At 45.9% G+C, this 25,114-nt stretch carries 15 protein-coding genes and 1 pseudogene; 9 read left to right on the top strand and 7 right to left on the bottom strand.

Annotated features, from left to right (window positions below):
• Nucleotides 1-305: 305 nt before the first annotated feature.
• Entirely contained in the window at nucleotides 306-2,255 is a 1,950-nt protein-coding gene (locus tag RIG66_RS17570; protein ID WP_446380058.1) for a hypothetical protein, read from the bottom strand.
• Nucleotides 2,256-2,568: 313 nt separating this feature from the next.
• Between RIG66_RS17570 and RIG66_RS17565 the strand changes: the two genes are divergently transcribed.
• From RIG66_RS17565 to RIG66_RS17555, 3 genes and pseudogenes are all read left to right on the top strand, one after another.
• Nucleotides 2,569-6,111, top strand: coding sequence for an alpha-mannosidase (locus RIG66_RS17565; RefSeq protein WP_446380057.1), 3,543 nt, complete (start codon nucleotides 2,569-2,571; stop codon nucleotides 6,109-6,111).
• A 147-nt stretch (nucleotides 6,112-6,258) separates the two neighbouring features.
• Nucleotides 6,259-7,839: a BamA/TamA family outer membrane protein gene (locus RIG66_RS17560; RefSeq protein WP_446380056.1), complete on the top strand. Its 1,581-nt coding sequence runs from the start codon at nucleotides 6,259-6,261 to the stop codon at nucleotides 7,837-7,839.
• A gap of 331 nt (nucleotides 7,840-8,170) precedes the next feature.
• Nucleotides 8,171-8,332 (top strand): annotated as a pseudogene (locus RIG66_RS17555) (TIGR03032 family protein); the annotation flags it as partial.
• Between the two features lie 97 nt (nucleotides 8,333-8,429).
• On the opposite strand, the gene RIG66_RS17550 reads toward RIG66_RS17555, so the two are convergent.
• Nucleotides 8,430-9,056 carry a phosphoribosylanthranilate isomerase gene (locus tag RIG66_RS17550; RefSeq protein WP_446380055.1) on the bottom strand — a complete coding sequence of 209 codons (627 nt, stop codon included), beginning with the start codon at nucleotides 9,054-9,056 and terminating at the stop codon, nucleotides 8,430-8,432.
• A 124-nt stretch (nucleotides 9,057-9,180) separates the two neighbouring features.
• Between RIG66_RS17550 and psaK the strand changes: the two genes are divergently transcribed.
• Nucleotides 9,181-9,459, top strand: a complete 279-nt coding sequence (psaK, locus tag RIG66_RS17545; RefSeq protein ID WP_446380054.1) for a photosystem I reaction center subunit PsaK — start codon at nucleotides 9,181-9,183, stop codon at nucleotides 9,457-9,459.
• A 214-nt stretch (nucleotides 9,460-9,673) separates the two neighbouring features.
• Nucleotides 9,674-10,873, top strand: coding sequence for a site-2 protease family protein (locus tag RIG66_RS17540; RefSeq protein ID WP_446380060.1), 1,200 nt, complete (start codon nucleotides 9,674-9,676; stop codon nucleotides 10,871-10,873).
• A gap of 56 nt (nucleotides 10,874-10,929) precedes the next feature.
• Here the strand turns inward: RIG66_RS17540 and RIG66_RS17535 are convergent, their stop codons facing one another.
• Nucleotides 10,930-11,157 (bottom strand): riboflavin synthase subunit alpha, encoded by a 228-nt coding sequence (locus RIG66_RS17535; protein ID WP_446380053.1) that lies wholly within the window; start codon nucleotides 11,155-11,157, stop codon nucleotides 10,930-10,932.
• A gap of 305 nt (nucleotides 11,158-11,462) precedes the next feature.
• Between RIG66_RS17535 and RIG66_RS17530 the strand changes: the two genes are divergently transcribed.
• Nucleotides 11,463-12,194 (top strand): Uma2 family endonuclease, encoded by a 732-nt coding sequence (locus RIG66_RS17530; protein WP_446380052.1) that lies wholly within the window; start codon nucleotides 11,463-11,465, stop codon nucleotides 12,192-12,194.
• A 169-nt stretch (nucleotides 12,195-12,363) separates the two neighbouring features.
• Here RIG66_RS17530 and RIG66_RS17525 read toward each other — a convergent pair whose 3' ends face one another.
• From RIG66_RS17525 to RIG66_RS17510, 4 genes are all read right to left on the bottom strand, one after another.
• Nucleotides 12,364-17,097 carry a PAS domain S-box protein gene (locus RIG66_RS17525; RefSeq protein WP_446380051.1) on the bottom strand — a complete coding sequence of 1,578 codons (4,734 nt, stop codon included), beginning with the start codon at nucleotides 17,095-17,097 and terminating at the stop codon, nucleotides 12,364-12,366.
• A 150-nt stretch (nucleotides 17,098-17,247) separates the two neighbouring features.
• Nucleotides 17,248-18,816 (bottom strand): PAS domain-containing sensor histidine kinase, encoded by a 1,569-nt coding sequence (locus RIG66_RS17520; RefSeq protein WP_446380050.1) that lies wholly within the window; start codon nucleotides 18,814-18,816, stop codon nucleotides 17,248-17,250.
• A gap of 42 nt (nucleotides 18,817-18,858) precedes the next feature.
• Nucleotides 18,859-19,464, bottom strand: coding sequence for a chemotaxis protein CheC (locus tag RIG66_RS17515; protein WP_446380049.1), 606 nt, complete (start codon nucleotides 19,462-19,464; stop codon nucleotides 18,859-18,861).
• Nucleotides 19,461-19,835, bottom strand: coding sequence for a response regulator (locus tag RIG66_RS17510; RefSeq protein ID WP_446380048.1), 375 nt, complete (start codon nucleotides 19,833-19,835; stop codon nucleotides 19,461-19,463). Before RIG66_RS17510 ends, RIG66_RS17515 begins: the two co-directional genes overlap by 4 nt.
• A 632-nt stretch (nucleotides 19,836-20,467) precedes the next feature.
• On the opposite strand from RIG66_RS17510, the gene RIG66_RS17505 reads away from it, so the two are divergent.
• From RIG66_RS17505 to RIG66_RS17495, 3 genes are all read left to right on the top strand, one after another.
• Nucleotides 20,468-22,657, top strand: a complete 2,190-nt coding sequence (locus RIG66_RS17505; RefSeq protein ID WP_446380047.1) for a chemotaxis protein CheA — start codon at nucleotides 20,468-20,470, stop codon at nucleotides 22,655-22,657.
• 60 nt (nucleotides 22,658-22,717) lie between these two features.
• Nucleotides 22,718-23,206, top strand: a complete 489-nt coding sequence (locus RIG66_RS17500) for a chemotaxis protein CheW (protein ID WP_446380046.1) — start codon at nucleotides 22,718-22,720, stop codon at nucleotides 23,204-23,206.
• 65 nt (nucleotides 23,207-23,271) lie between these two features.
• Nucleotides 23,272-25,092, top strand: a complete 1,821-nt coding sequence (locus RIG66_RS17495) for a methyl-accepting chemotaxis protein (protein WP_446380045.1) — start codon at nucleotides 23,272-23,274, stop codon at nucleotides 25,090-25,092.
• Nucleotides 25,093-25,114: the final 22 nt, after the last annotated feature.

Genomic DNA, 25,114 nt, shown 5'->3' with positions numbered 1-25,114 from the left:
GAATTGTCTGTTGGAGGCGAAAAAACCTCACACCTACCACCATTCACCTCACCTATTCATCCACAATGTTTTTTTCAAACAGGTTCCGTTTAATACATAGCTCCCCAACATTGCTCGCTTTCCCCCACACCCCACACCCCACACCCCATACCCCACACCCAGTATCCTATCGTGGGTAATGTGGCTTAAGTTGACACCCATGTCCCTAAACCCGCCCCTACACACAGACGCTTCTTGGATCACGTCTGGAACATGACTCGCCCATCACTTCATCTTCCCCACTACCTTCAACCTAACTCTTAATCTCATCCGTTGTCCTTGGTAAAAAATTGTCGCATCCATTGCCAAGCTTTAATCGTTACCTCCTCCAGCCGAAGCATTCCTACATCCAACCATTCTAGGATTTGTTCTAAAGGATGTTTAACATATCCTGTGGAAATTGCCTCCGTTTCAATCCAGTCGGGCGCGGGTTCGATATCATGGTTTTGGGCATAGGAAATGGGTTGTTCGGATGGTGAAGATAAGGCAGAATGAAAAGATGAATAGGAGGGTAAAGACTCAGGTAAACTTGTCGGACTTTGCTTTGATAAGGTCGCCGGAAATACCTTGACTACTGTTCCAGGTTTTAAATTATTTCCTAATGTCGAAAGTCCTAAAAGTTGTAATGCTATTGGATATAACAGTGGAGGGGGAGAGTTAACGATTTGCGTTTGGGTGTGAGTAACTTGGTTGTGGATTTGATCAACGTTTTCGGTTAGGTTAAGCAGAGGAATCCAACGTAGTAATTTAGCTTGAATAGTCTGCCCAAGCCTAACAGATTGTTGTTGTACCTTGGATTGTTCTTGATCGGTTACCCGTAGGATTCCAGCTTGTTTATAGAAACCAAAACGCTGGAGAATAGCACCAATAGGGTTGTTCCGGATAGTCATTTTTTTGACTGTAAAACCTGGTGAAAGTTGAGGTAACGTTGGGGGAACGTTTCCCTTCAAGCCAATAAAGTTAGTGACAGCAGAATTGGGTGTGAACGTGGGGTTTGGACACCCAAATAAATCATCCCAGGTTAACCATGGATCAGGTTCAGTCTTATACGTGAATTCTGCCCCAGGAAGGGTGACGGAAGTTGTTGAGTTAGCGAATCGTTGATTAATGTCCTCGGTGGGGTTAACTGAGGTTGTGTCTTGGTGATGGAATGGGTGAGAACTACGCTGACCAAAAAAGTAGTCGATCGCGGCGTAAATTAATCCTACCAGCCAAAAGGGGTGAGATGTCGATGTCTGGGTTGGATCAGTTGGCTGTCGAGGGGTGATAAAGGAGGTTTTGAAGGTTTGCAGTAGAGTTTGGCTGCGGTGACGGAGTGCGATCGCAACGTGATTCGATGTCTGTAACGGGTGCGATTCCCACTGGGCAATAGTGTCATCAATCGCGGCTAAGGTTCCCCCTGGTGTCAATCGTTCCAACCAATAAGAGGCAAGGTTTTGGGGAATTTCGGCGTCAGATGCAGGTTCTGAGAAGGCTGAATCCCTGACAGGGACTAAAGTAGACTCACCGAAGAGATTAAGCGCGATCGCAACCGGACTGGTTTGCACCCATGCCATGAGTTGCCAGAATAGTCTGAAGGGGAGAAACAGAGAGGGTTTAGCCAAGTGACTGAGTTGGCGTTGCACCCCAGAAGCCTTTAAATTGTCAACTAAGCGCCACTGACGATAAAGGTTAGCCAGTTCCCAGCTTATTCTCGCCGCCAATTTTTGTTGTTGTTCTGGGGTGAGGATATCCAGAATTTCATTAGCGACGGAAACGAGAACTAGGGTTTGGGTTGCGAGGAGGGTGGCTACACCTTGAATCTCTACCCGTGAGGATTGGGAAACTTGCGTAGGCAGGTTTTGTTTGTGTAGTTGCGGTTTCAACCGCCCAGTCGAATTCCATGGGGATGGTTCAGGTAGAGGTAAGGTTTCGACTTCCTGAAGAACCCGTTGAATCGGCGTATCAACAGCAGGCGGTTGTTCTGGCGGTTGGGATTGGGTCAAGGCTTTTAATCGAATCCATCCCGTTTTTGCCTCTGCCGAAAGTTGCCGCCCAGCCGTGAGACTGGCTTGAACCACCATATATATAGGATAGAGGAGAATCTGTGTTCCCCAAACAGCCGCGACTTTCAAATGTCGGATTGCCCGTTCACCGCGATCGATGAATCGGCGAGAATGATGATTGATAAGATTGAACAATCGGCTGCGGTAGCGACCTGGGGTAGAAGCAGACATGGCGATGCAAGCAGAAGCAGCGATGACCTATTTATTATTCCATACTCTATCGCTTTTTTAGCGAATGTTTGTAGTTGCGCTTTAGCGCCATCAACGCTGGCATCACCCACGACAAACCTTTAATGCAGTATAGCCGGGAAATAAATTTCCGGCTAAAAGCTAAAACCCGTTAAAACGGGTTAAACGTCTTTAATGTAGTAAACTAAAGCATACTTAAGCTTTTGCTTCCTTGGGTTTCAATCCCAGACGGATTAGTGCGACAGATGTTTTCCTAATTCGGATTGTTAACTATTAAGATTTATCTTTAATTTCCATGTCCCCATTACCCTTCCTTTCTGAATCTATTGCTAAACTCCGCGCCTTAACTCAGGTGAATGTGCAAACCAATTGGAAACTGTGGTCTGAAGACCTACCTCTGGAGGAGATAAGTAACCACATTTTTGCCAACGGGTCAAGCGCTGAACTCAATGAAAAAGGCTATATCATCTGGTCAGCCGGACACCAAGTTATGTGGTTCGGGCAACAATTTATCATTCCCCACAATTTACAAGGTTATCCCTTAGCCGGATTAACCTTACGACTAGCGCTAACCTGGTGGGCGGAAGATGCCAAAATTTTTGTTAATGGTGAGTTAGTCCAACAAGGAGACTTATTTGATTCTTCAGCAAGAGTCCTCCTCAGTTCAGCCGTTAGTCCTGGGGAAATTATTACCGTAATGGTGCGGTTAGTGAGTCCGGGTCATGATATTGGCGGGTTAATGCGATCGTCCTGTATTTATGAATTAACAAACTCCCTTGATCCGGGATTTGTGGCAGATGAATTAACCGTATTACAGAACTATTTAACCGCCTTTTCACCCGAACAATTAGAAACACTAGCGGCGGCTGTAGCTGAGATTGACTGGCAGAGAGTATCTAATGCCAATCAGTTTACGCGATCGCTAACTCAATTGCGCCAAAATTTACTATCCCAAAACCTCACTACTAATGCTACATTCCACCTACTCGGTCATGCCCATTTAGATATGGCTTGGTTATGGTCAACTCAGGAAACCTGGGATGTTGCCGTGCGAACCTTTGAATCCGTTCTCAGTTTACAGCAAGACTTTCCTAATTTAACCTATTGTCATACGACACCTGCACTTTATGCCTGGATAGAACAGAATCGTCCCGACTTATTTAGCCGAATTAAACAACAAATCATAGCCGGAAAATGGGAAACAGTTGGTGGGATGTGGGTTGAACCAGAACTCAACTTAATTGACGGTGAATCCATTGTCCGGCAAATTCTCTATGGTCAACGTTATACCCAAGAAAAATTCGGTCAAATTACTCAAGTCGCTTGGGTAACAGATAGTTTTGGCTTTACTTGGCAATTACCTCAAATCTTAAAACAAGGCGGAATCAACTATTTTGTTACCCAAAAACTGCATTGGAATGACACTACAGAATTCCCCTATCACCTCTTTTGGTGGCAATCACCGGATGGAACTAAAATTCTCAGTTTAATGTCACCCCCCAATATTACCGGAGTCATGGACACGAATCCGATTACCATGACCAATTATGGGATTAAGTGGCAAACCCAAACCAAAATTAAGGATGTATTTTGGTTACCTGGTGTGGGTGATCATGGTGGTGGTCCCACTCGCGATATGTTAAACGTGGCACAGCGTTGGCAACAATCTCCCTTCTTCCCCAATTTAGAATTTACCACCGCATTGAAATATTTGCAGAATCTAGAGAAACAGTTAGAAAATAGGGGAGATGAGGGAGATAGGGAAGATAGGGAAGATAGGGAAGATAGGGAAGATAGGGAAAATAGGGAAGATATGAGAGATAGGGAAGATAGGGAAGATAGGGAAGATATGAGAGATAGGGAAGATAGGGAAGATAGGGAAGATAGGGAAGATATGAGAGATAGAGGAGAGGAGGGCGGGTTTAGTCACATCGGGGTAACAAATAACGATAGTAGTAAAACCCGCCCCTACAAATATTCAATTCCTAATCCGATTTGGACTAACGAACTCTATCTAGAACTCCATCGCGGCTGTTATACCACCCACGCTGATCAAAAACGCTGGAATCGTCGCTGTGAAGTATTACTATATCAAGCCGAACTATTTGCCTCTCTCGCCACTCTAATCACCAACAAAAATTATCCTCAATTTCAACTAGAAACCGCCTGGAAAAACATTCTCTTTAATCAATTCCACGATATCTTACCCGGAACATCCATTCCCGAAGTCTTCATTGAAGCCAACCCAAAATGGCAACAAGCCGAGACAATAACCCAAACCATCATAGCCGAATCCCTAAACGCGATCGCGTCCCAAATTACCCTCCCCTCACCCCCTCACCCCAACGCCAAACCCCTAATCATATTCAACCCCCTCAACTGGCAACGTTCAGAACTCATTACTCTCTCCGTACCTCCCTCCCTCTGCGTTAGCGATAGCGGCGCGTCAGCGCTACCTCTGCGCGAACCTCTGCGTTCCTCTGCGTTGGAAAAACAGTTCCCAATCACCGACAATCAAACCTGGCAACTATACGATAGTAACGGCAAAAAAATTCCCAGCCAAACCTTTGTCAGGGCGGGTTTTGAACACAATTTATCATCAATAGCAAAACAAGAATCCCTAAACCCGCCCCTACAAACCGGATTTCCTATAAGCGAAGCGAAGGGTCAAACCCATCTGCTATTTATGGCAAAAGATATCCCCGCGATCGGCTATAAAATAGTCTGGCTTTGTCCCACAGATACTCCTCCAGAAGACGATAACCCCAATCCCCAACCTAATAACGAATTTATCCTCGAAAATGAATATCTGCGAGTTATCGTCGATCCCAATACTGGCGACTTAAGCAGCATATTTGATAAACAAAACCAGCGAGAAATCTTAAGCGGCGCAGGAAATCAACTGCAAGCCTTTGAAGACAAAGGACAATATTGGGACGCCTGGAATATTGACCCCAATTACCATCAACATCCCTTACCGCCAACCCAACTGAAATCGATTCAATGGCTAGAACAAGGAAATCTGCGATCGCGTCTCCAAGTCATTCGTCAACTAGGACAATCCCAATTTTGCCAAGACTACATCCTGACATCAGATTCACCCCTCCTTAAAATAGCCACAACCGTAGATTGGCAGGAACGCCAGGTATTAGTCAAAGCTGCATTCCCCTTAAACCTAGAAGCCGACTATGCTACCTATGAGATTCCCTGCGGCGCCATCCAACGCCCCACCAAATCCCAAACCCCCGCCGAACAAGCCAAATGGGAGGTTCCAGCCTTACGTTGGGCGGATCTGGGTAATGAAACTTACGGCGTGAGTCTACTCAATGACTGTAAATACGGCTATGACGCCCAACCCTCTCAACTCCGATTAACCCTACTCAAAAGTCCAATGTGGCCCCATCCCGACGCCGATCGCGGAATTCACCACTTCACTTACGCCGTTTATCCTCATGCGGGAACTTGGCAAGCCGCGAAAACGGTTCAGCGAGGATATGAGTTAAATTTCCCCCTGCAAGTCGTCCGGCTGGAAAACAGGGCGAATCAGGGTGGTAACGCTTTGCCCCCTGGGGGTTCCTTGCTAGAGTTATCGGCGGAAAATTTAGTAGTGATTGCGTTCAAGCGATCGCAAGATCATCCCCACCGTTGGATTCTGCGGTGTTATGAATGTCACGGAGAGGAAGCGGAAGTTTCATTCAATAGTGATTTAGGGTTGGCGATAGAGGGTTGCGTTGATTTGTTAGAACGTCCTGTGGATCAGTCTCCAGAATCGCCGACGCTGCAAGCCTTAAGGATAGCGCCTTGGCAGATTCGGAGTTATGCGATCGTTCAAACCTAATAATATTATTTAGCTGTTTGTTTTTCCTGGGTACTTTTTCCTTCTACCCCTTCTACCCAAAGAAGCTTCTCTACCTTTCCCGATGGGAAATATACTGATAACATCGGTTGTAAAAGCGGAACTGGCACGTAGCGGGTAAGGTGGCTGATGGGGTTTTACCGACGGTGGCGCAAGTGGTTTATTCTTCCCCTAGTATTGGCTGGGGTAGGTGCAGAATTATTGGCGGCTGCATCGAGTCGGGGACAGGAAATAGAGGCAGTTTCGCCAGTTGAGTATGGTTCGTTTGTGGATAATCAGGGGATGCCAATCGAAGCGCGATTAAACCCCACATACCGCCAGAGGCGATCGCAACCCTTCCAGAAGCAGAATGATCTCCCCGATGTGCCTCAACTTCCTCAATCACCAAACCGTAATCCTATTCCTTCCAGGAGACCTGTTGCGATCGCGGATATCCAAGTTCGCTTTGTTGATGAAGACGGTCAACCCACTCCCGGAAACACTCGTCCGTATATCATTACGCGAGAATTTGAACTGGAACCTGGAGACGTCTATCGCCCGGATGTCGCCCAGCAAGGGTTAGAACGAGTCACGCAGTTAGATATAGTCGAGTATGCCACTCTCAGCCTCCAACAGACCAATCAACCCAATCAAATTGTCATGATTGTGAATGTGGTGGAGGATTCATCGTTTAATGTCACCGCTTTTCCCAGTGCAAGTCGGGCAAAAGGGATTTATGGGGTGTTGCGGTTAGAGGAGGAGAATCTGAGCGGAAATAATCAGAACTTGGCGTTAGAACTGGAAGGGGGCGAAGATACCCTAGGATTTGAGGTGAGTTTTACTGATCCGTGGATTGCGGGTGATCCGTTGCGGACGGGGTACAGTTTGGCAGTGTTTAATCAGCGTTCTCCATCGGAAGTGTTTATTGGCGGCGATCGCGACGTGGATTTGCCGAATGGGGAAACCCCGTGGGTGCATCGTTTGGGGGGAAGTGGGGAACTGTTTCGCCCTCTGGGAGGGAATTGGCAGGCTGGGGTAGGATTATCCTATCAGCGCGTGTCGATTCGGGATCAGGCGTTTACCGATCAGGTGCAGCCTGTGGATGAGTTTGGCAATCCGTTGAGTTTAAGCGATCGCGGTCAAGATGATTTATTGACGGTGAATCTATCCGCAGTTCAAGATAACCGAGATGATACCGATTATCCCAGCCAAGGATCTAATGTCAGAGTCGGGATGGATCAGTCGGTTCCTGTGGGTGAAGCCGATATTATTTTTAATCGTCTCAGTGGAAGTTATACCCAGTATGTTCCGGTGGAGTTATTTGGGTTCACGACTGGCGATCAAACCTTGGTGTTTAATCTTCAGGGAGGAACCGTGATTGGGGATTTACCTCCCTATGAAGCCTTTAGCCTCGGCGGAGGGAGTTCCGTGCGCGGCTATCAGAGTGGGGAAGTTGGTGCAGGTCGGTCTTACCTGCAAGCCACGGCTGAATATCGGTTTCCGGTGTTCACTTGGTTAGGGGGTCGGATATTTGCGGATTATGCCACAGATTTAGGTTCAGGAGATACGGTTACTGGGGAACCGGGAGAGGTGCGAGATAAGCCTGGGAGTGGATTGGGTTATGGGGTTGGGGTGAGAGTGCGATCGCCCTTTGGTCCAGTACAAGTTGATTTTGGCTTAAATGATCAGGGGGATTCTCAGGTGCATTTGGGCGTAGGGGAACGGTTTTGAAGTTAAACGGTATGTAGATACTAAAATGGCAAATTTGTCAAACATTATCGTGTAGGGGCGGGTTTTACTGATAACATTTGGCAAAAACGGATAACTTGACTAAACCTGCCCTGATTCAAGATTCACTGGTGATCCCACGGTTTCGACATTCAGAGTTCTAGATGCCAAATCTGAGTTAAATGAATGTAATATTTAGCAATAAAGAGTTACATTAAATCTCTATTTGTGAAGATTCAGTGAAGATGTGATTTGACTGAAGTTTTTTGCTTTGCAGCAATTAATACTATTCTCTCTATAGAGAACAATTGTTATTTACCTATAGACACCGCTCATGGTGCATCAATCACCATTCTCCTCTAGGAATGCCCCGTCCCTTGAAATAACAGGTTCCCGGCAATTCACGGCTTGGTTAGCTGAACAACATGTTAGTCTGGCGTTTACCACCTATCAAGCTGGGAAGGTGTTTTTTATTGGAGTGCAGCCAACGGGACAATACCAAGATTGAGTGTGGTGAGTGACAAGCTTCTACCAGAATCTCCCGATCACTCTGAACCCTTTGCACAAAAAACAACGCCCCAGGGATTATGCCACTACAGGGCTATCTGTTGGAATAGTAAAGCCACTTTATCCAAATCTTTATCTCCGGGCGATCGCTCAACGCCACTTGATAGATCAATCCCATCGGGGTGCAATCGTTTCAACGCTTCGCCAATATTCTCTGGGGTTAAGCCGCCAGCCAGAAACCAGGGTAAAGGGGGATTAAATTCAGCCAGGGTTTCCCAGTCAAGTGTCTTACCGGTACCCCCTAGCATCTGGGGATGGTAAGCATCGAGTAACAAGGTATCGACACAACTGACATAGCGATCGCCTAACTGTAAATCTTCCGAGGTTTTCACCCTCAACGCTTTGATCAATTCAATCTCAGGCAGACATTGCCGCAATTGGCGGCAAAATCCGGGGGATTCACTACCATGAAGTTGAATGGCGTTCAATCTGGCTGGGGCAACCGTGGCGCAGATTTCTTCAACGGAAGCGTTGGCAAATACGCCGATAGTATCCATCGATATCGTCAATGAGTCTACGATCAATCCGATTTGATTGGGGGTGACGTACCGGGGGGAAGCGGGTACACATACGAATCCCAGGGCGGTTGCACCCTTCTGCGCGATCGCTTGTCCTTGTTCTGGTTTGGTAATGCCACAAATTTTAACCCGCATTGATAGCCCCATTCTCGTTTTTTGGTCAAATTGTTAAATATTACAACATTTTATGAATTTTATCCCGATAATTCTTTATTATTTTTTCACTTGTATCGGTTTATCAAGATCAGGAGAATATACAATGCTTAACACAACCTTATTCGCGGCGGTGCAATCGTCTGTACCCTCAACCCCTAGCTGGACTCCCACTGTGGGGCTAGTGATGATTATCTGCAACTTGGTGGTACTGTTTGCAGGGTACTACGCGATTCAAAATCCGGGTGTGGGACCGGATTTACCCCTGCCCAAACCCGCTATTTTCAAGCGTTTCGGTGTGACCGAACTGCTGGCAACGGCTAGCTTGGGACACCTGGTTGGCGCTGGTGTGATCTTGGGACTGAGTAACGCCGGGGCACTCTAAGTCGGGATTTCGAGATCCCTTCTTCCCTTCTGAGATCCCCAACTTCTTGAAGAAGCTGGGGATCTAAAAGCTGATATCGTAGAATACTAATACTGAACCGTTTCCAAAAACTCAGTCATATCTAGACTTAAGTATAGATAAGTATACATAACTAGGCAAAACTTAACTTACTGACCCCTAGTCCAGGTAAACGTCATAGGAAGCAAAAACCTTGATACAGTCAAATTGGCGAATTGGCTCATTATTTGGAATACCTTTCTTTATTGACCCGTCGTGGCTTTTTATCTTAGCCTTGGTGACCTTACTCAAGGCGGGGATTTTCGATCCGAGTTTTCAGTCAATTTCCGCCTGGAGTCTGGGATTGGTGATGGCGCTATTATTGTTTGCTTCGGTGTTATTGCATGAACTAGGGCATAGTTTAGTGGCGCAATCGCAGGGAATTAAAGTCAATTCGATTACCCTGTTTATCTTTGGCGGCGTGGCGGCGATTGACCGTGAATCTCAGACGCCGGGGGATGCGTTCCAAGTCGCGATCGCAGGTCCTGGGGTTAGCCTCTGCCTGTTTGGTCTATTCTATGGGTTAACTCAGGTACTGCCTACGGACAATCTGGGATATCTGGTGGCGGCGGATCTAGCACGGATTAATCTTGTATTAACCCTGTTTAATTTAATCCCCGGATTACCCCTCGATGGTGGACAAGTTCTCAAAGCGGCAATCTGGAAGCTGACGGGGAATCGCTTGCAAGGGGTGCGTTGGGCAGCACAGGGGGGTAAACTGATTGGCTCTTTAGCGATCGCGGTATCCGTAGGACTGACTTTGTTAACTGGAGTATGGACAATCCTGTGGTTGGCGTTGATCGGCTCTTTTGTGTATCGCAATGCCAATGCTTATGATCGCCTGACCATCTTACAAGAAGCCTTACTTCAGCTTCACGCTTCCGACGCCATGACCCGCGATTTTCGTGTCCTGGATGCCACCATGAGCTTACGATCTTTTGCGGATGAGTACATTCTGGCAGATATTCAGACGAATAAGCCGTATTATGCCGCGTCGGAGGGACGTTATCGCGGTTTAGTTAAGATTCAAGATTTACAAACAATCGAACGCAGTCGCTGGGAAATGGAGTCCCTGGAGAGTCTGGTTCACCCGTTATCGGAAATTGCCACAGTTGAGGAGAAAACTCCGTTAATAGACGTAATTAATACTCTGGAAACTTGTCAGCTAAAGCATCTAACCGTACTTTCTCCCGCAGGCGCGATCGCGGGTGTTATTGACCGAGGCGATATTGTCCGGGCGGTGGCAGGGCGTCTCAATTTACCGATTTCCCAGGAGCAAATCCAGCAGATTAAGGCAGAGGGGAGTTATCCATCCTGGTTAAAGTTGTCTGCGATCGCTAAAGCTACAACGTCATAAGCTGTTCGGCATTTAAACCTTAATATTAGAAACTGCAAAATCAGACAGAGAAGGAATTACTGGAGCAGGGAATTAAAAAGTGCTAATGAAGCCCGTTTTGCTGTGAGTAAAATAGACCCGACAATGAGCAGTTTTATCGCAAGTGGCGCTAAAATCAGATTCAACACCAGACAAAGTAACGCAATGATTGTTGCCCCTACTTGCACTAATTCCTCTGCGACATGGGTATGAATGTAAACCGCGACGAGAGCGATCGCCAGAATCAGCAGGGACGGTATAATCATCGAACAGTGCCTCAATACAGCTTGTGATGGTTATTTTGATTATCGACTACATCCCCCAGTCAAGACTTCCGTAAAACTTCTTAATAGAACTACGCCGATTGGCTGAACGGCTAGATTGGTGGTTCATCACCTTCAGCTCCCTCTGCTCCCTCAGCTTCCCCTGCTTCCCCCCGCTTCCCCTGCTCCCTCAGCTTCCCCCGCTTCCCCTGCTTCCCCTGCTCCCCCCGCTCCCTCTGTTTCCCCTGCTTCTCTTAACCTGACCCTCCATTGAGTTAGCCTTGATTTACTGGGATAGGAGCGCCGCTATGATACAGTACAACCCATTGCAATATCTTCCCACTGCTGAAGAACTGCCCGACTCTGACGATACTCCTGTGGATAATGAACTGCAAAACCTGATTCCCAATCTGTTACGAGCAATTCTGGCTTGGCTATGGGCAGAGGGCATGGACTGGTTTTTAGGAATCAATATGGGGGTCTATTACTCTCCAGGTGCTGACGCGATTGTGCCGGATGGTTTTCTCAGTTTAGGAGTAGAGCGATTCAAAGCAGGTGGCAAGCTTCGACTGAGCTACGTCCTTTGGCAAGAACAGGACATTGTTCCTCAGTGGGTGTTAGAGGTGGTCTCGAAAACGCCAGGTGATGAGTACGACGGGAAAATGACCAAGTATGCCGAGATGGGTGTGCTGTACTACACTATCTACAATCCTGACTACTGGAAACGCGATAAGCATGACCCGTTTGAGGTTTATCGCCTGATGAATGGGATCTATGTACGTCAAAAGGGGACGAAAGTGTGGATGCCTGAAATTGGGCTAGGAATTGGTTGTGAACAGGGTACTCATGAAGGATGCACCAGGGAGTGGCTCTACTGGTATGACCAAGAGGGAAACCGCTTGCCCGCTCCCGCGAATGTCATTGAACAGGAGCGACAGCGAGCTGAACAGGAACGACAGCGAGCTGAACAATTAGAACGGCAGCTATTTGACTTGCGTACCAAGTTACGAGAACAGGGAATTGACCCAGACTTTCTTTAAGTATCTTCCAACTTTGGGGTCTATTTTGTTGGGTTTCCTTGCGTTTTCCCAACCTACTGGACTGACACAGCTAAAATTGTGGAATAGATTGATGGTTAAATTGGGCGCAAGCCTTGCGCCCCTACAATTCTAATTCATCAAATAAGATGTGCCACGCCAATACAATGGGTTATAACTTATAATTCATCACCTCTTGCTTGACTCGTTGATACTCAGATTCAATGTGGGCAACGAGTTCACATAAGCCTGTTGTCACTTGAGACTGGCTTAAATTTTCTAAGTCTTGACAAAGCTGGGAGAATTTAATTGCCCCTAATGCCGCACTCGATGATTTTAAGGTATGAGCCGTGTGTTGCAAAGTGGGTAAATTATTCTCTTGCAGGGCTATTTTAAGCGTTTCCAGCATGGCGGGGGTATCTTCTAAATAAATATCAATTAATTGATGCAGCATTTCCGTCGCACTCTCGCCCATCATGTCGTGAAAGGTTTGTAAGACTTGGGGGTCAAGGGCTGACTCAGTTTGGGGTGCGGGTTCTGGCGGTTCCTCTGTCGGCTGACTCTGAGATAGAACCCGAACTAATTCATTGACGCGGATCGGTTTGCTGATATAGTCATCCATTCCTACCTCCAAACATTTTTCGCGATCGCCTTGCATGGCGTTGGCTGTCATGGCAATAATTCGTGGGCGGTTTGCGGGTAACCATTGCTGGCAAATATGGCGGGTGGCGTCTAAGCCATCCATTTCTGGCATTTGTACATCCATGAATACGACATCATAAGGCTGACGGCGCAGGGCTTCAATTACTTCCAATCCATTCCCGGCGACATCGGCGCGATATCCCATGCGCTGCAATAACTGCAAGGCTAATTGTTGATTCACTTTATTGTCTTCCGCCACTAAGATTCGCAGGGGGATTCGTTGCGCCAAGGTGGGATCAAGAGAGGGTGAACCTACAGGCGATCGCTTGATTTTTGTCGGTTGTCCACTCAGGATTTGCGTTAACAAGTTGTAGAGTTGCGACTGCTTAATCGGCTTACTTAAAAAGGCAGCAAAATTCGCTTCCACGACTCCAGAGGCAATCTCAGGTTTACCCATGGACGATAAGATTAATAAGGGGAATTCTTTACCTTTAAACTGTTGACGGATTTGTTCTCCCAAGGTAATCCCATCCATTCCTGGCATTTGCATATCCAGAATGGCAATATCATATTCTTGCCCTTGAGACAGCCATGCTAACGCCTCTTGACCCGATTCCGTGGCTTGTGACAGCATCCCCCAAGACTGGGCTTGTCGGATTAAAATTTGGCAGTTTGTCGTATTATCATCGACAATTAATAGCCGTTTTCCTGCTAGGTGAGTGTCACAGATTGGTTGTTCTACTACGGCTGAATCGGGGATGGATTCAGACAAAATTGTGAAGTAAAAGGTTGAACCTCCAGAACTTTTATCGGCGGCTATCCATCCCGCAGGCGGATTTCCGGCGACTGATCCGCCACTTTCTACCCACATTTGACCTCCCATCATTTCGCACAGGCGTTTACAAATGGCTAATCCTAATCCTGTTCCTCCATATTGACGAGAGGTGGATGAATCAACCTGGCTAAAGGATTTAAACAGGCGATGAATCCGATCAGCGGGAATGCCAATTCCTGTATCTTTGACCGCAAATTGTAACTGATAGCGATCGCCAAACCCGCCCGGATGTAGAGACGTTGCATGCAACGTCTCTACATCCTCATCTGCCAAAATCTGGGCGGTTACGGAAACCAAAACCTCTCCAGTTGGCGTAAATTTAACCGCATTACTAATTAAATTGACTAAGATTTGACGCAACCGCGTCACATCTCCGGCAATCCAGTTGGGGGTTTGGGAGTCAATTAAATAGGCTAATTCTAGATTTTTTTCGGCGGCTTTGGTAGTTAGCAGATCCAGGGCTTCCTCAATGCAGGTGCGGAGTTCAAAGGGTTGTTCTTCTAACTCCATTTTCCCGGATTCAATTTTCGAGAAATCTAGAATATCGTTAATAATCGTTAGCAGGGCATCCCCACTATTGCGAATGGTTTCGGCAAAATAGCGCTGATCTGAGGTCAAGTCAGTATCCAGAAGTAACCCGGTCATGCCAATTACGGCATTCATCGGTGTGCGAATTTCATGACTCATGGTTGCCAAGAATTCACTTTTCGCTTGAGTGGCGGCTTCGGCGGTTTGTCGGGCTTTTTCTAATGCTACATTTTGTTCGGTTAACTGTTGACGTTGGCGGGTTTCCTGTTCCCACAAATGCGCCTGGGCGATCGCAATCCCCACTTGATCAGCAACGGCTTCGAGTAATTCAATTTCATGACTTGACCAATGGCGGTAGGAATCACACTGATGCAAGCCAATAATCCCATTCGGTTCCCCTTGATAGGAGGTGCGAATTGCCAGCATCGATTTTAATCCAATCTGACAACACATTTTGGTACAGCCTAACAACAATGGATCGGCATACACATCCGGTGATGAGATTGCCTTGTCTTGTTTTAATAACTGTTGAACATGCGGATTTCTCTGAACAGGAACTTCTAATTGGAGAATGGATTCATATCCTGTTTCTAAATATTCTGCCACCAAAGGAATGGCTGGTGTCGGTTCCGTCAGGTAGGTATGAATAATACAGCGATTGACGCCAAAGGTTTGACCAATTTGGCTGGCGGTGGTTTGAAAGATTTCTTTGGTGTTTAAACTGCGGCGAATTTCTTGGGTGATTTGCTTTAGCAGAACGGTTCGCATTAATTGTTGCTGAAGCGCAATCTCGGCTTGCTTGCGATCGGTAATATCAATGGATACCCCTAAGACGGCGGGAACATCGGAGTCAGCGACACAAAAGGGTATTTTTGTAGTTTGCAGAATTCGAGTTTCGCCTTTAGCATTGGTAATCGTTTCTTCGGGAATATAAAGAGTTTCTCCACTGTTAATAACGTGCAAGTCTGCTTCTCGATATTCATGGGCATCGTCTACTGATGGGGCAACCTCTGTTTCAGGTTGATCCAGTAAGGCTTCAACGGTAGTTCCGTAAGTATCAGCGACGGCTTGATTGACTAAAATAAACTGACCGTCTTTATTTTTAGCAAAGATGAAATGGGGAACTAAATCAATCACCTGGCGAAGCTTTTGTTCGCTAGCTTTGAGTTGTGCATCTGCCCATTTGTAGTGAGTAATATCGCGAAGTGTGCCAGAGGTTCCAGTGATTGTATTATCGGGGGCAAAGGTTAATTGGGCATGAACTTCAATCCAGCGATATCCGCCATCTTTGGTCAGATATCTGACTTCATGCTGGCAATAGTCTTTTTTTTGTTCCAGTAAGGGTTGAAATAGGTCTACGTTGCGTTGGCGATCATCGGGATAAATATACTCTAAGAAATTGGTGCCAATGCTTTCCCCTAATGTAAAGCCAGTAATCTCTGTCCAGGCGGGATTCAAGAATGTCCATACCCCCGTTGCATCGGTTTGGAAAATGACTTCTTTAACGCTTTCAATCACTGAACGATAATTCTCTTCACTCTCCCGCAGTCGTTCTTCAACCTGCTTGCGATCGGTAATATCAATACAGGAACCAGTATATCCGGCAAAGTGACCAGTAGATGTAAATCGAGGCACGCCTGTATCTAAAATCCAGCGATAGTTGCCATCATGTCGGCGTAAACGGTATTCCATGCGAAACCGTTTTTGGGCTTTAAATGCGTTGGAATAGGTTTCGATACAATAGTGATAATCATCAGGATGAACCCCTTCTGTCCAGCCATCTCCTATTTCTTGGTCTAAGGTGCGTCCGGTAAATTCTAACCAGGTTTGATTGAAAAAGTAACAATTACTATCGGTTCCGGCTAACCAAATTAATACGGGGGCGGTGTCGGCTAAGAGGCGAAAGCGTTCTTCACTTTCTCGCAGTCGTTCTTCGGCTAGTTTACTTTCGGTAATGTCTTCAATTGAGCCTTCATAATAGAGAATGGTTCCGTATTCGTCGCTGACAGCACGAGCATTTTTGCGAATCCAAATTTTCCGTCCATCTTGGCGATAGACCTGGGTTTCAAATTTAGAGACGGCTTGGTTTTGTTGGATTAAGTTAGTTAAACGTCTATGGTCATCCGGATTAACATAAAGTTGTTGTTCAATATTTTTTAGGGACTGCAAAAAATGACTCGGTGAAGCATAGCCTAGGATTTGGGCAAAGGCGGGGTTAACACTAATATAGATGCCATCAGGGGTACGTTGAAATATGCCCTCAACTGCATTTTCAAAGATACTACGATAATTGGCTTGACTGACACTTAATTGTTCATTAGCTGTCTGGAGTGCAGCGGTTCGTTCTTCGACCAGTTCTTCTAAATGATTACGATAGTCGGCTAATTCTTTCTCGGTACGAAGGCGTTCTTGAATTTCCGCGATCGCCCGATCTCTCATGGTGCGATAGTTATGAACTTGTTGAGTGAGTTCAGTAACATCTTGAATCGATAATAGGGCATAATACTCGCCATCTTTTTCACTAGGAACGGCGGTAACGGTGGTATGCTGAATCCGTAATCCTCCATCGGCTAAAGGTGCAGGAATCAGGTGGACATGTAGTTGGGAGGAAAAGACAGTGGGGGGTCCTCCAGTAAAAATTTGTTGGAGACGGGTGGTATATTTGGGATGATTCAGGTGGGGAAAATGATCGGTAATTTTTTGACCTAAGATTTCCTGTTTGGAGATATGCGTCCAGTTTTCCAAGCAGCGATTCCAATATAAAACCCCTAAATCTGATCGCAGGACACAGTTGCCTATAGGGACTTGATCCAGGACATAAAATTGATGCGCCGCTGTTTGGATTTCAGTCGCGATCGCGGAATTATTTCCAGGGTGGTTTACGTGAGATGATAACACCATGTTTATTAAAAAATGCAATAGAGTAGGTAATCAATCAATTGTAGGGGCGGGTTTAGGAACGTCTGTTTCACTATTGATGATATCGTTTGTGCAAAACCCGCCCTTCCCCACCGATAACTAATTCATTATTTTATAAATAAATTATTCAATCTATACCGATAAAGGCAATGTAACCGTAAACATAGTTCCTTCTCCCACTTGACTGTTTACCGTAATCTCACCCCCTTGTAAATCAACCGCCCGTTTAACAATCGCCAACCCCAATCCCGTTCCCGAAATATTCCCCACATTTTGCGCCCGATGAAACGCCTCAAAGAGTTTTTCTTGATCCGCCAAGGGAATCCCAATCCCTTGGTCTTTAATTTGAAATATGGCGGATGAATCCTGACAGACGAGGTTCACGGTAACGATTCCACAATTGGGAGAATACTTAATCGCATTCGAGATTAAATTCGTCAGAATATGCCGCAACAGCTTCTCATCCATGCAGACATTAAGGTTAGGGCATTGATGGGTAAATACCAGAGAATGGTGCTGTCCTAAACTCAACTGTAACTCCTCAATCAAGCCGTGGCAAAATTCAACTAAATCCAGAGGAACTGGCTGCAACTGAAGTTTTCCGGCTTCGGCTTTGCCAATCAGAGTCACATCTTCTAAAACTTGGACTAAATGTTTAACCGTTCCTTGAATGCGACGGATATGAGTCAGCTTTTTATCCGGTGTCCATTTATGACCATAATGTTCGAGTAATTCAGCCGAACTTAAAATAGTAGTCAGGGGGGTGCGAAACTCATGAGAGGTCATGGTAACAAAGCGGGATTTGAGTTCGCTGAGTTCTTTTTCTTTGGCTAAAGCTTTGCGAACCTCTTCTTCCGCTTGCTTGCGATCGGTAATATCAATTCCCACCGAAACCGCTGCATGTCCTTGTTGGTATTTTTGGGCAACAATTAAGTAACTCCGGGTGGTATCATTGACGTAAGCTTCAATCACTTGACTAGCGGCTGGTTCGGGACTGGCAATAAATTGACGCATAAAGTCAGCAAAGCTGGGACTCGCTTTCATAAAGCCAACATCTTGACCAATAAAATGATCAGGAGTCAAGCTAAAGGTATCAGCAAGATGACGATTAACCCCCAGATATCGCAAATCCGAATTCACCCAGGATACAAAGCCAGGAACTGCATCAAAAACTGCTTGTAATTGTTCTTCTTGGGAACGTAAAGCCGCTTCAGCGCGTTGTCGTTCTTGGACTTCTGCTAAAGCGCGATCGCGCATTTTTCGATAGTCTTGAACTTGTTGGCTGAGTTCGGTAACATCTTGAATGGATAAAAGGGCGTAGTAGTCTCCCTCGGTTAAGGCGGGTATGGCGGTGACAGTGGTACGCTGAATTCGCCGTTGTCCATCGGGTAAATAGGCGGGAATAAAATGAGGATGAAGTTGGGCGGAAAAAATGGTCGGAGGTCCCCCGGAAAAGATGGACTTAAGCCGCATTTCATACCGGGGGTGATTCAAATCCCCAAAATAGTCACTGATTTTGTGACCTAAAACTTGACCTCTGGATAGGTGTGTCCAATCCTCCAAACAGCGATTCCAGAATAAGACCACGAAATCGGATCGGAGAATACAGACACCCAAAGGCATTTGGTCAAGAATGCCAAATTTTTCAGCAGCGATTTCTATCTCATGCATGCATGGACGGATTAAATGGTCATTGGTCATTGGTCATTGGTCATTCGTTATTGTTCAAGAACATGACTCAGATTACACAGTGATTAGCATCGCGATCGCGTCCAGCAACACATCGAAGGAACCGACTTCAAAGACGAGGATAATATCACCGCGAATCTGAAGTTGTTCGATAAAAAATTGGGTTTGGGCTAACAGGATGGTATTCTCCTGCTGATTGTCGCCAACGTTGATTAAGTTTTCGACAGTATCCTCGATGTAGCTGGGAATGGCATAATCGAGACGTTGATTGAGGACGTTACTAATTGACCCAATCACACTATTAATTAAGATATTGCCAATCTCACTTAACGTACCAATGCGAACAGCGTCTAAATCCGGGGTTCCTAATTCTTCACCCGTGAGAACAGCGGCGAGAATCGAAGCACTATCGGTGGGAAAAACTAACTCCGCTAAACCCGTAAATGATCCAGAGAAGTCTTGGCGAACCGCTGCGACTTGTTCCCCACCGAGGCGAGTTTCCATTTCAGATTGAAAATCCAGAGGCGACCCAATTTTAATATAGGGAACTTGGAGGCGAATCGGGGCTTCCAGCATTTCATTCAGGACGCTAGCTGCCCGACCTACACCAATATTAACGATTTCTTGGATCGCATCAATTTGATCGGGAGTTAAGTTCATACAGTCTCCTGGGGACAAGCTAAGATTTCACCAATAACGCGACGTAATTCGGCTTCTTTGGGGGGTTTATTAATAAAGCCTGATCCGCCTAACTCACGACAACGCTGGCGCACATTTTCTTGAATGTCTGCGGTGATCACAATGACGGGGGTATTAATTTGGCGATCGCGCAAGGCGGCGAGGAGTTGAAAGCCATCCATAACGGGCATCAGCATATCGGTTAAGATACAGTCAGGTTGATGTGCGATCGCCATGTCCAATCCTTCTTGTCCGTTGGTGGCTTCTAGGGTTTCATGTCCATCGGCGACAAGGGTTTTCCGGATCATCCGTCGGGTAAATGCGGCGTCATCAACGATTAGAATTAATGCCATAATTTTCCTCTATTTGGGTTACAGTTTTTTCAGTTAAACAGTTGGTTAAAGGTAAGCTACAGCCCTCACGCCCAGCCCCTCTCCCAAGCTGGAGAGAGGGGAGTAAGAGAATTCTTTTTTTCCCTATAAAAAAGGGAATGACGAATAGATAAGTATCCAATGTAAAGGCGAGTCGCTGGACTACGGTTCATAGGAAAACCGATAACGTTTATCGACTCGCCCTCATCCCTTATCCTGTATCTCCTCGTCTTTTATTGTCTAGCAAGTAGGTTGGGTTGAGGTACGAAACCCAACTCTCAACGAATCTGCACCGTTGATCAGGGCGGGTTTAGTAACATAAGGGTGAAAAAACACGATAATGGTGAAACCCGCCCCTACTCATCAAAACTGTTTCATCCTTGTCTTTTATTGTCTAATCCATGTCCGAGAATGTCATTCGGTGAAATCACGGATCTTTCTAATCTAGGCTTCTCAAGTTGGGTGGTATCACCGATAGCAGCGTTCCCTGCGCCACGATAGACTCGGTTTAGTGGCGAAACACAGACGTATCTTTCTTCTGCTATTGCCTTTATCCACTATCGTGAGTTTCACATCTCAAATGAAAACACTATATAAGCCATTACTCAACCATCATGGATGAAGACATCAAAGCCTTTTTGGTAGAAAGTTATGAGAATATTAGCCAGATTGAGACGGATCTGGTCACATTAGAGAAAAATCCGACCCATCAAGATTTACTCGAAGGAATTTATCGTTCCTTACATACAATTAAAGGAAACTGCGGCTTCATGGCGTTTCCCACCCTAGAAGCCCTAACCCACAGTGGTGAAAATTTACTCAGTTGTCTGCGAGATGGACAATTGCAGCTAAATGCAGAGATTACCAGCAGCTTGCTGCAACTCTTAGACGCCATGCAGCAAATCTGCGCCCAGATAGAAGCGATCGGACAAGAAGGCGATGTTAACTATTCTGGCTTAATTCAGACATTAACTCAACTGCAATCTAGAGATACGGGAGATGAGGGCGGGTTTTGTACCAACGTTACCATTAATAGCCAAAAGGAAATCCCTAAACCCGCCCCGACAAATCCTGAAGGGTCAAAACTTCCCTGCGATCGCGAGGAGTTGATGTCGGCGTTGACAACTCCAAATACAGTACAGTCAATCCGAGTCGATATCAATCTTTTGGATAAGTTGATGAATTTGGTGGGGGAATTGGTGTTAGTTCGCAATCAGATTAAACAATTTTCCACGCTGCAAGATGAAACCGCCTTTGTGACCACCTCCCAGCAATTAAACCGACTGACAACAGAGTTGCAAGAAGGGGTCATGAAAACCCGAATGCAGCCGATTAGTACAATTACGCGCAAGTTTCCCAGGGTGGTTCGGGATGTGGCGATCGCGACAAAAAAACAAGTGCAATTGGAGATAGAGGGAGAAGAGACGGAACTGGATAAAACGATTATTGAGGCGATTAAAGATCCATTAACCCATCTACTCCGTAATTGTGTGGATCATGGGATTGAATCCCCAGAAATGCGTCAAACTCAGGGGAAATCCGCCACCGGGCGATTACGTCTGCAAGCCTTCCATGAAAGTGGGTATGTAACCATTGAAATTTCGGATGATGGGGCGGGAATTGATTCAGAACGTCTCAAACAAAAAGCGTTAAGTTTAGGCTTAATTACGCCGAATCAAGCCAATCGCTTAAGTGATACCGACGCCCTAAATTTAATCTTCCTTCCCGGTTTTTCTACCGCCAACTGCGTGACGCGCTTATCCGGGCGGGGAGTGGGAATGGATGTAGTAAAAACCGATGTAGAAAAGGTTGGCGGTACGGTAGACGTTCACACTCAACTCGGCTTAGGAACAACATTTAAACTAAAAATTCCCTTAACCTTGGCAATTATTCCCGCCTTAATTGTCACCAGTGGCGGCGATCGCTATGCGATTCCTCAAACCAGCCTTTTAGAATTAGTCCGTTTGCAGGGAGAACAAGCGGATCACGGGATCGAATATGTCCACAAAGCCCCTGTATATCGGTTGCGGGGCAAATTATTACCCCTGGTGTATTTAAACCGGGAACTTGAACTCACAGAATGGAACCCGGAACCCGCCCATTTGCAATCGGAAACCATGCTGAATATCGTGGTTCTGCAAGTCGATGATTTTACGTTTGGCTTAGTCGTTGATGCGATTAATGATACTCAAGAAATTGTCGTTAAACCCTTAGGTAAACTACTAAAAGAAACTCCTTGTTTTGCCGGAGCCACAATTTTAGGAGATGGAAAAGTGGCATTAATTTTAGATGTATTTAGTCTAGCATCACGGGCGGGGGTGCTTTCAGATGAACAAAAAAATGCCTTAATTCAGCAAGAAATGTCCTCTCAATCCACTATCGAAACCGTGCAAATGTTACTGTTATTTGAAGCCTTGGATAATAGCCGCATGGCGATTCCTTTATCGCGGGTAGTGCGCTTAGAAGAATTTCCTAAAACCGCGATCGAACAAGTGGGCGATCGCCAGGTAATTCAGTATCGCGACCAAATTCTCTACCTGGTTAATTTTGCCAATGTATCTTTTGTTAGTAGTCAGCGCTTTAGCGCTGCTAATCCAAAAACAGCCGTATTAGACGCTGATCCGCTGCAAGTTGTCGTCGTTGCTTGTCAAAATGGACGCCAAGTTGGATTAATGGTTCAACGCATGGTGGATATCGTCATGGAAGACCTTTGTATCACAGGTGAAGCCACTCGTCCAGGGGTGCAGGCGATCGCGGTTATTCAGGGTCAAGTTACCGAAATTTTGGACATTGAAGCGATTTAATGTCATTCGTCATTCGTCATTCGTCATTCTTCTTATGTCATTATAAATACTTCCCTCATCATGGCTCAATTCCATCAATTTTGTACCTTTTTTCTCGACCATTTCTTCTTAGGGCTAGAAGTGGAAAACGTGCAAGAAGTTATTCGCTATCAGTCGATTACCCCCGTTCCCTTAGCACCGCCAGCCGTGCGGGGTTTAATTAACCTACGGAGTCAGATTGTTCCGGCTGTAGATTTACGTCAATTTCTGGAGTTAGATCAGGATGTCACTAAGATACCCATTGAAACACAACTGGATGAAGATAGCGAACACCTCCCTCTCAATGTGGTTGTGCGAACGGCTGATGAGGTGATTAGTTTGCTAGTCGATGATGTGGGAGAAGTGTTAGAAATTTCCGATGATGGCTTTGAGAAATCCCCAGAAACCTTACGAGGAAACGCACGACAATTAATTCGTGGTGCGTATAAACTTGCTGATCAACTTCTGCTAATTCTCGATACAGAAAAAGTGGTTGAACTCACCGTTTTGAAGCCGACGCTACGGAATTAAAGACTATGTACGTCAGCAAGTCAAGGGCTAAAGAATACAGAAACGTCAAACTCATTCCTTAACGAATGACCAATGACAAAGGACAAAAAATAATGAACCTCGACCATCTCAAAGGAATTCACAAATTAGGAGAAGCCATGAACCTCGATAAACTCAGCAAACCTGGACGCTTGGTCTTTTTCCAAAATCAAGAGACTAATGGAAGCAATGAACATCATCACAGTGAAACCATGGTATCTGAACCAAAAGCCACCCCGACTGTTTCCCAGCAAAATCATGAAATTGAGGGAATCCTGTTATCCCCAGAAAATTTTTCTGAACTCCTCCAAGCCCTAAAAAGTGCCAGAGATGGTAACTTTAATGCCCGACTCACTGAGGAAAACGGCTGGGGTGAAATTGCTCAAGTTTTCAATGAATGGATGGGGGTTAACCAAACCGTTATCCATGAAATTGTCCGAGTTAGTAAACAGGTTACTCAAGAGGGTAAACTCACCGAACGACTGGGACGCCAACAGCAAACCACCGTATTAAAGGATTGGGAAAATTATGCTGGGCGCTGGTTATATGGGGCTGAACCTGTATCTCCACCCCCCTATTTAAAAGGAGGATGGGCAACAACAACCACCGCGATTAATACCATCATCCACACCCTCGCCCAACCCACCCTCGCCGCCCAGGATGCACTGAAGGCGATCGCGGCTGGTGATTTGTCCTGTAAAATGCCTCTAGAGATTGACAATCAGCCGTTAAAGGGTGATCTCTTAAGCCTGAGTACCACGATTAATACGCTGCGGGATAACATCGAGGCATATACGAATGAGAAAAACCGAGTCGCCCGCTTAATTAGTGTCGAAGGAAACCTGAGTAGTCGCGCTGTTGTGGAAAGTGCTACCGGAATCTGGAAAGACTTAACCGAAAACATTAACCAGATGGCGGCAAATCTCAAGGAAGAAGTTGAAAATATTACCCAATTAACCTCAGCCATTGCTCAAGGTGATCTCTCCCAAAAGGTTACTGCCAAAACCACAGGGGACTTCAAACAACTGACCGATAATGTCAATCGCATGGCAAGCCAATTAACCGAATCGGTCGGTAAAATTGCCTCCGTTGCTACCGCTGTTGCTCAAGCTTCGGAAGACATGAACCTGGTGAGTCAACAACTCAATGAAAACGCCGTACATACCTCTGGACAAGCCCAAACTGCGTCAGCTTATGCCGAAGAAGTCAACCGCAATGCTCAAGTGGTAGCGACTGGGGTAGAAGAAATGAGCGCCAGTATTAAAGAAATTGCCAAAAGTGCGGCTGATGCAGCGCGAGTCGCAACAACGGCGGTTAATATGACCGAAAGCACTAACCAAACGATTACCAAACTGGGTCAAAGTAGCGCAGAAATTGGTAATGTGATTAAGGTAATTACCTCCATTGCCCAACAAACTAATCTCCTGGCTCTTAATGCAACAATTGAAGCCGCCCGGGCTGGGGAAGCGGGGAAAGGATTTGCCGTTGTTGCCAATGAAGTGAAGGAACTGGCGAAACAAACTGCTAAAGCGACGGAAGACATTAGCCAAAAAATCGAAGCGATTCAAGGTGACACCAAAAGTTCCGTTGAAGCGATTAGTCAAATTACCACAATTATTAATCAAATCAACGACTTCCAAAACACAATCGCCAGTGCGGTAGAAGAACAAACCGCTACGACGAATGAAATGGCTCGCAATGTCGCCGAAGCCGCCCAAAGTACCTCCCAAATTCCCCAAAATATCAACAATGTCGCGGACGCGGCTCAAAAAACCACCGCCCTCGCTAGTAACACATTGAAATCGGCGGCGGAACTTGCTGAACTCGCGTCGGAATTACAAGCCCTGGTGAATCAGTTCAAGTATTAATTAGTGAAGGGGATGTTTTGAT

The organism is Coleofasciculus sp. E2-BRE-01, from assembly GCF_040221695.1.
Lineage (GTDB): Bacteria > Cyanobacteriota > Cyanobacteriia > Cyanobacteriales > Coleofasciculaceae > Coleofasciculus.
The sequence above is the reverse complement of the archived record's forward strand: the minus strand, read 5'-3'. Positions and strand labels throughout refer to the sequence as shown.

Bases quoted from the DNA above. Each gene is read 5' to 3' on its own strand.
- RIG66_RS17570 (WP_446380058.1), bottom strand. From the start codon at position 2,255: ATGTCTGCTTCTACCCCAGGTCGCTACCGCAGCCGATTGTTCAATCTT.
- RIG66_RS17565 (WP_446380057.1), top strand. From the start codon at position 2,569: ATGTCCCCATTACCCTTCCTTTCTGAATCTATTGCTAAACTCCGCGCC.
- RIG66_RS17560 (WP_446380056.1), top strand. From the start codon at position 6,259: ATGGGGTTTTACCGACGGTGGCGCAAGTGGTTTATTCTTCCCCTAGTA.
- RIG66_RS17550 (WP_446380055.1), bottom strand. From the start codon at position 9,056: ATGCGGGTTAAAATTTGTGGCATTACCAAACCAGAACAAGGACAAGCG.
- psaK (WP_446380054.1), top strand. From the start codon at position 9,181: ATGCTTAACACAACCTTATTCGCGGCGGTGCAATCGTCTGTACCCTCA.
- RIG66_RS17535 (WP_446380053.1), bottom strand. From the start codon at position 11,157: ATGATTATACCGTCCCTGCTGATTCTGGCGATCGCTCTCGTCGCGGTT.
- RIG66_RS17530 (WP_446380052.1), top strand. From the start codon at position 11,463: ATGATACAGTACAACCCATTGCAATATCTTCCCACTGCTGAAGAACTG.
- RIG66_RS17525 (WP_446380051.1), bottom strand. From the start codon at position 17,097: ATGGTGTTATCATCTCACGTAAACCACCCTGGAAATAATTCCGCGATC.
- RIG66_RS17520 (WP_446380050.1), bottom strand. From the start codon at position 18,816: ATGACCAATGACCATTTAATCCGTCCATGCATGCATGAGATAGAAATC.
- RIG66_RS17515 (WP_446380049.1), bottom strand. From the start codon at position 19,464: ATGAACTTAACTCCCGATCAAATTGATGCGATCCAAGAAATCGTTAAT.
- RIG66_RS17510 (WP_446380048.1), bottom strand. From the start codon at position 19,835: ATGGCATTAATTCTAATCGTTGATGACGCCGCATTTACCCGACGGATG.
- RIG66_RS17505 (WP_446380047.1), top strand. From the start codon at position 20,468: ATGGATGAAGACATCAAAGCCTTTTTGGTAGAAAGTTATGAGAATATT.
- RIG66_RS17500 (WP_446380046.1), top strand. From the start codon at position 22,718: ATGGCTCAATTCCATCAATTTTGTACCTTTTTTCTCGACCATTTCTTC.
- RIG66_RS17495 (WP_446380045.1), top strand. From the start codon at position 23,272: ATGACCAATGACAAAGGACAAAAAATAATGAACCTCGACCATCTCAAA.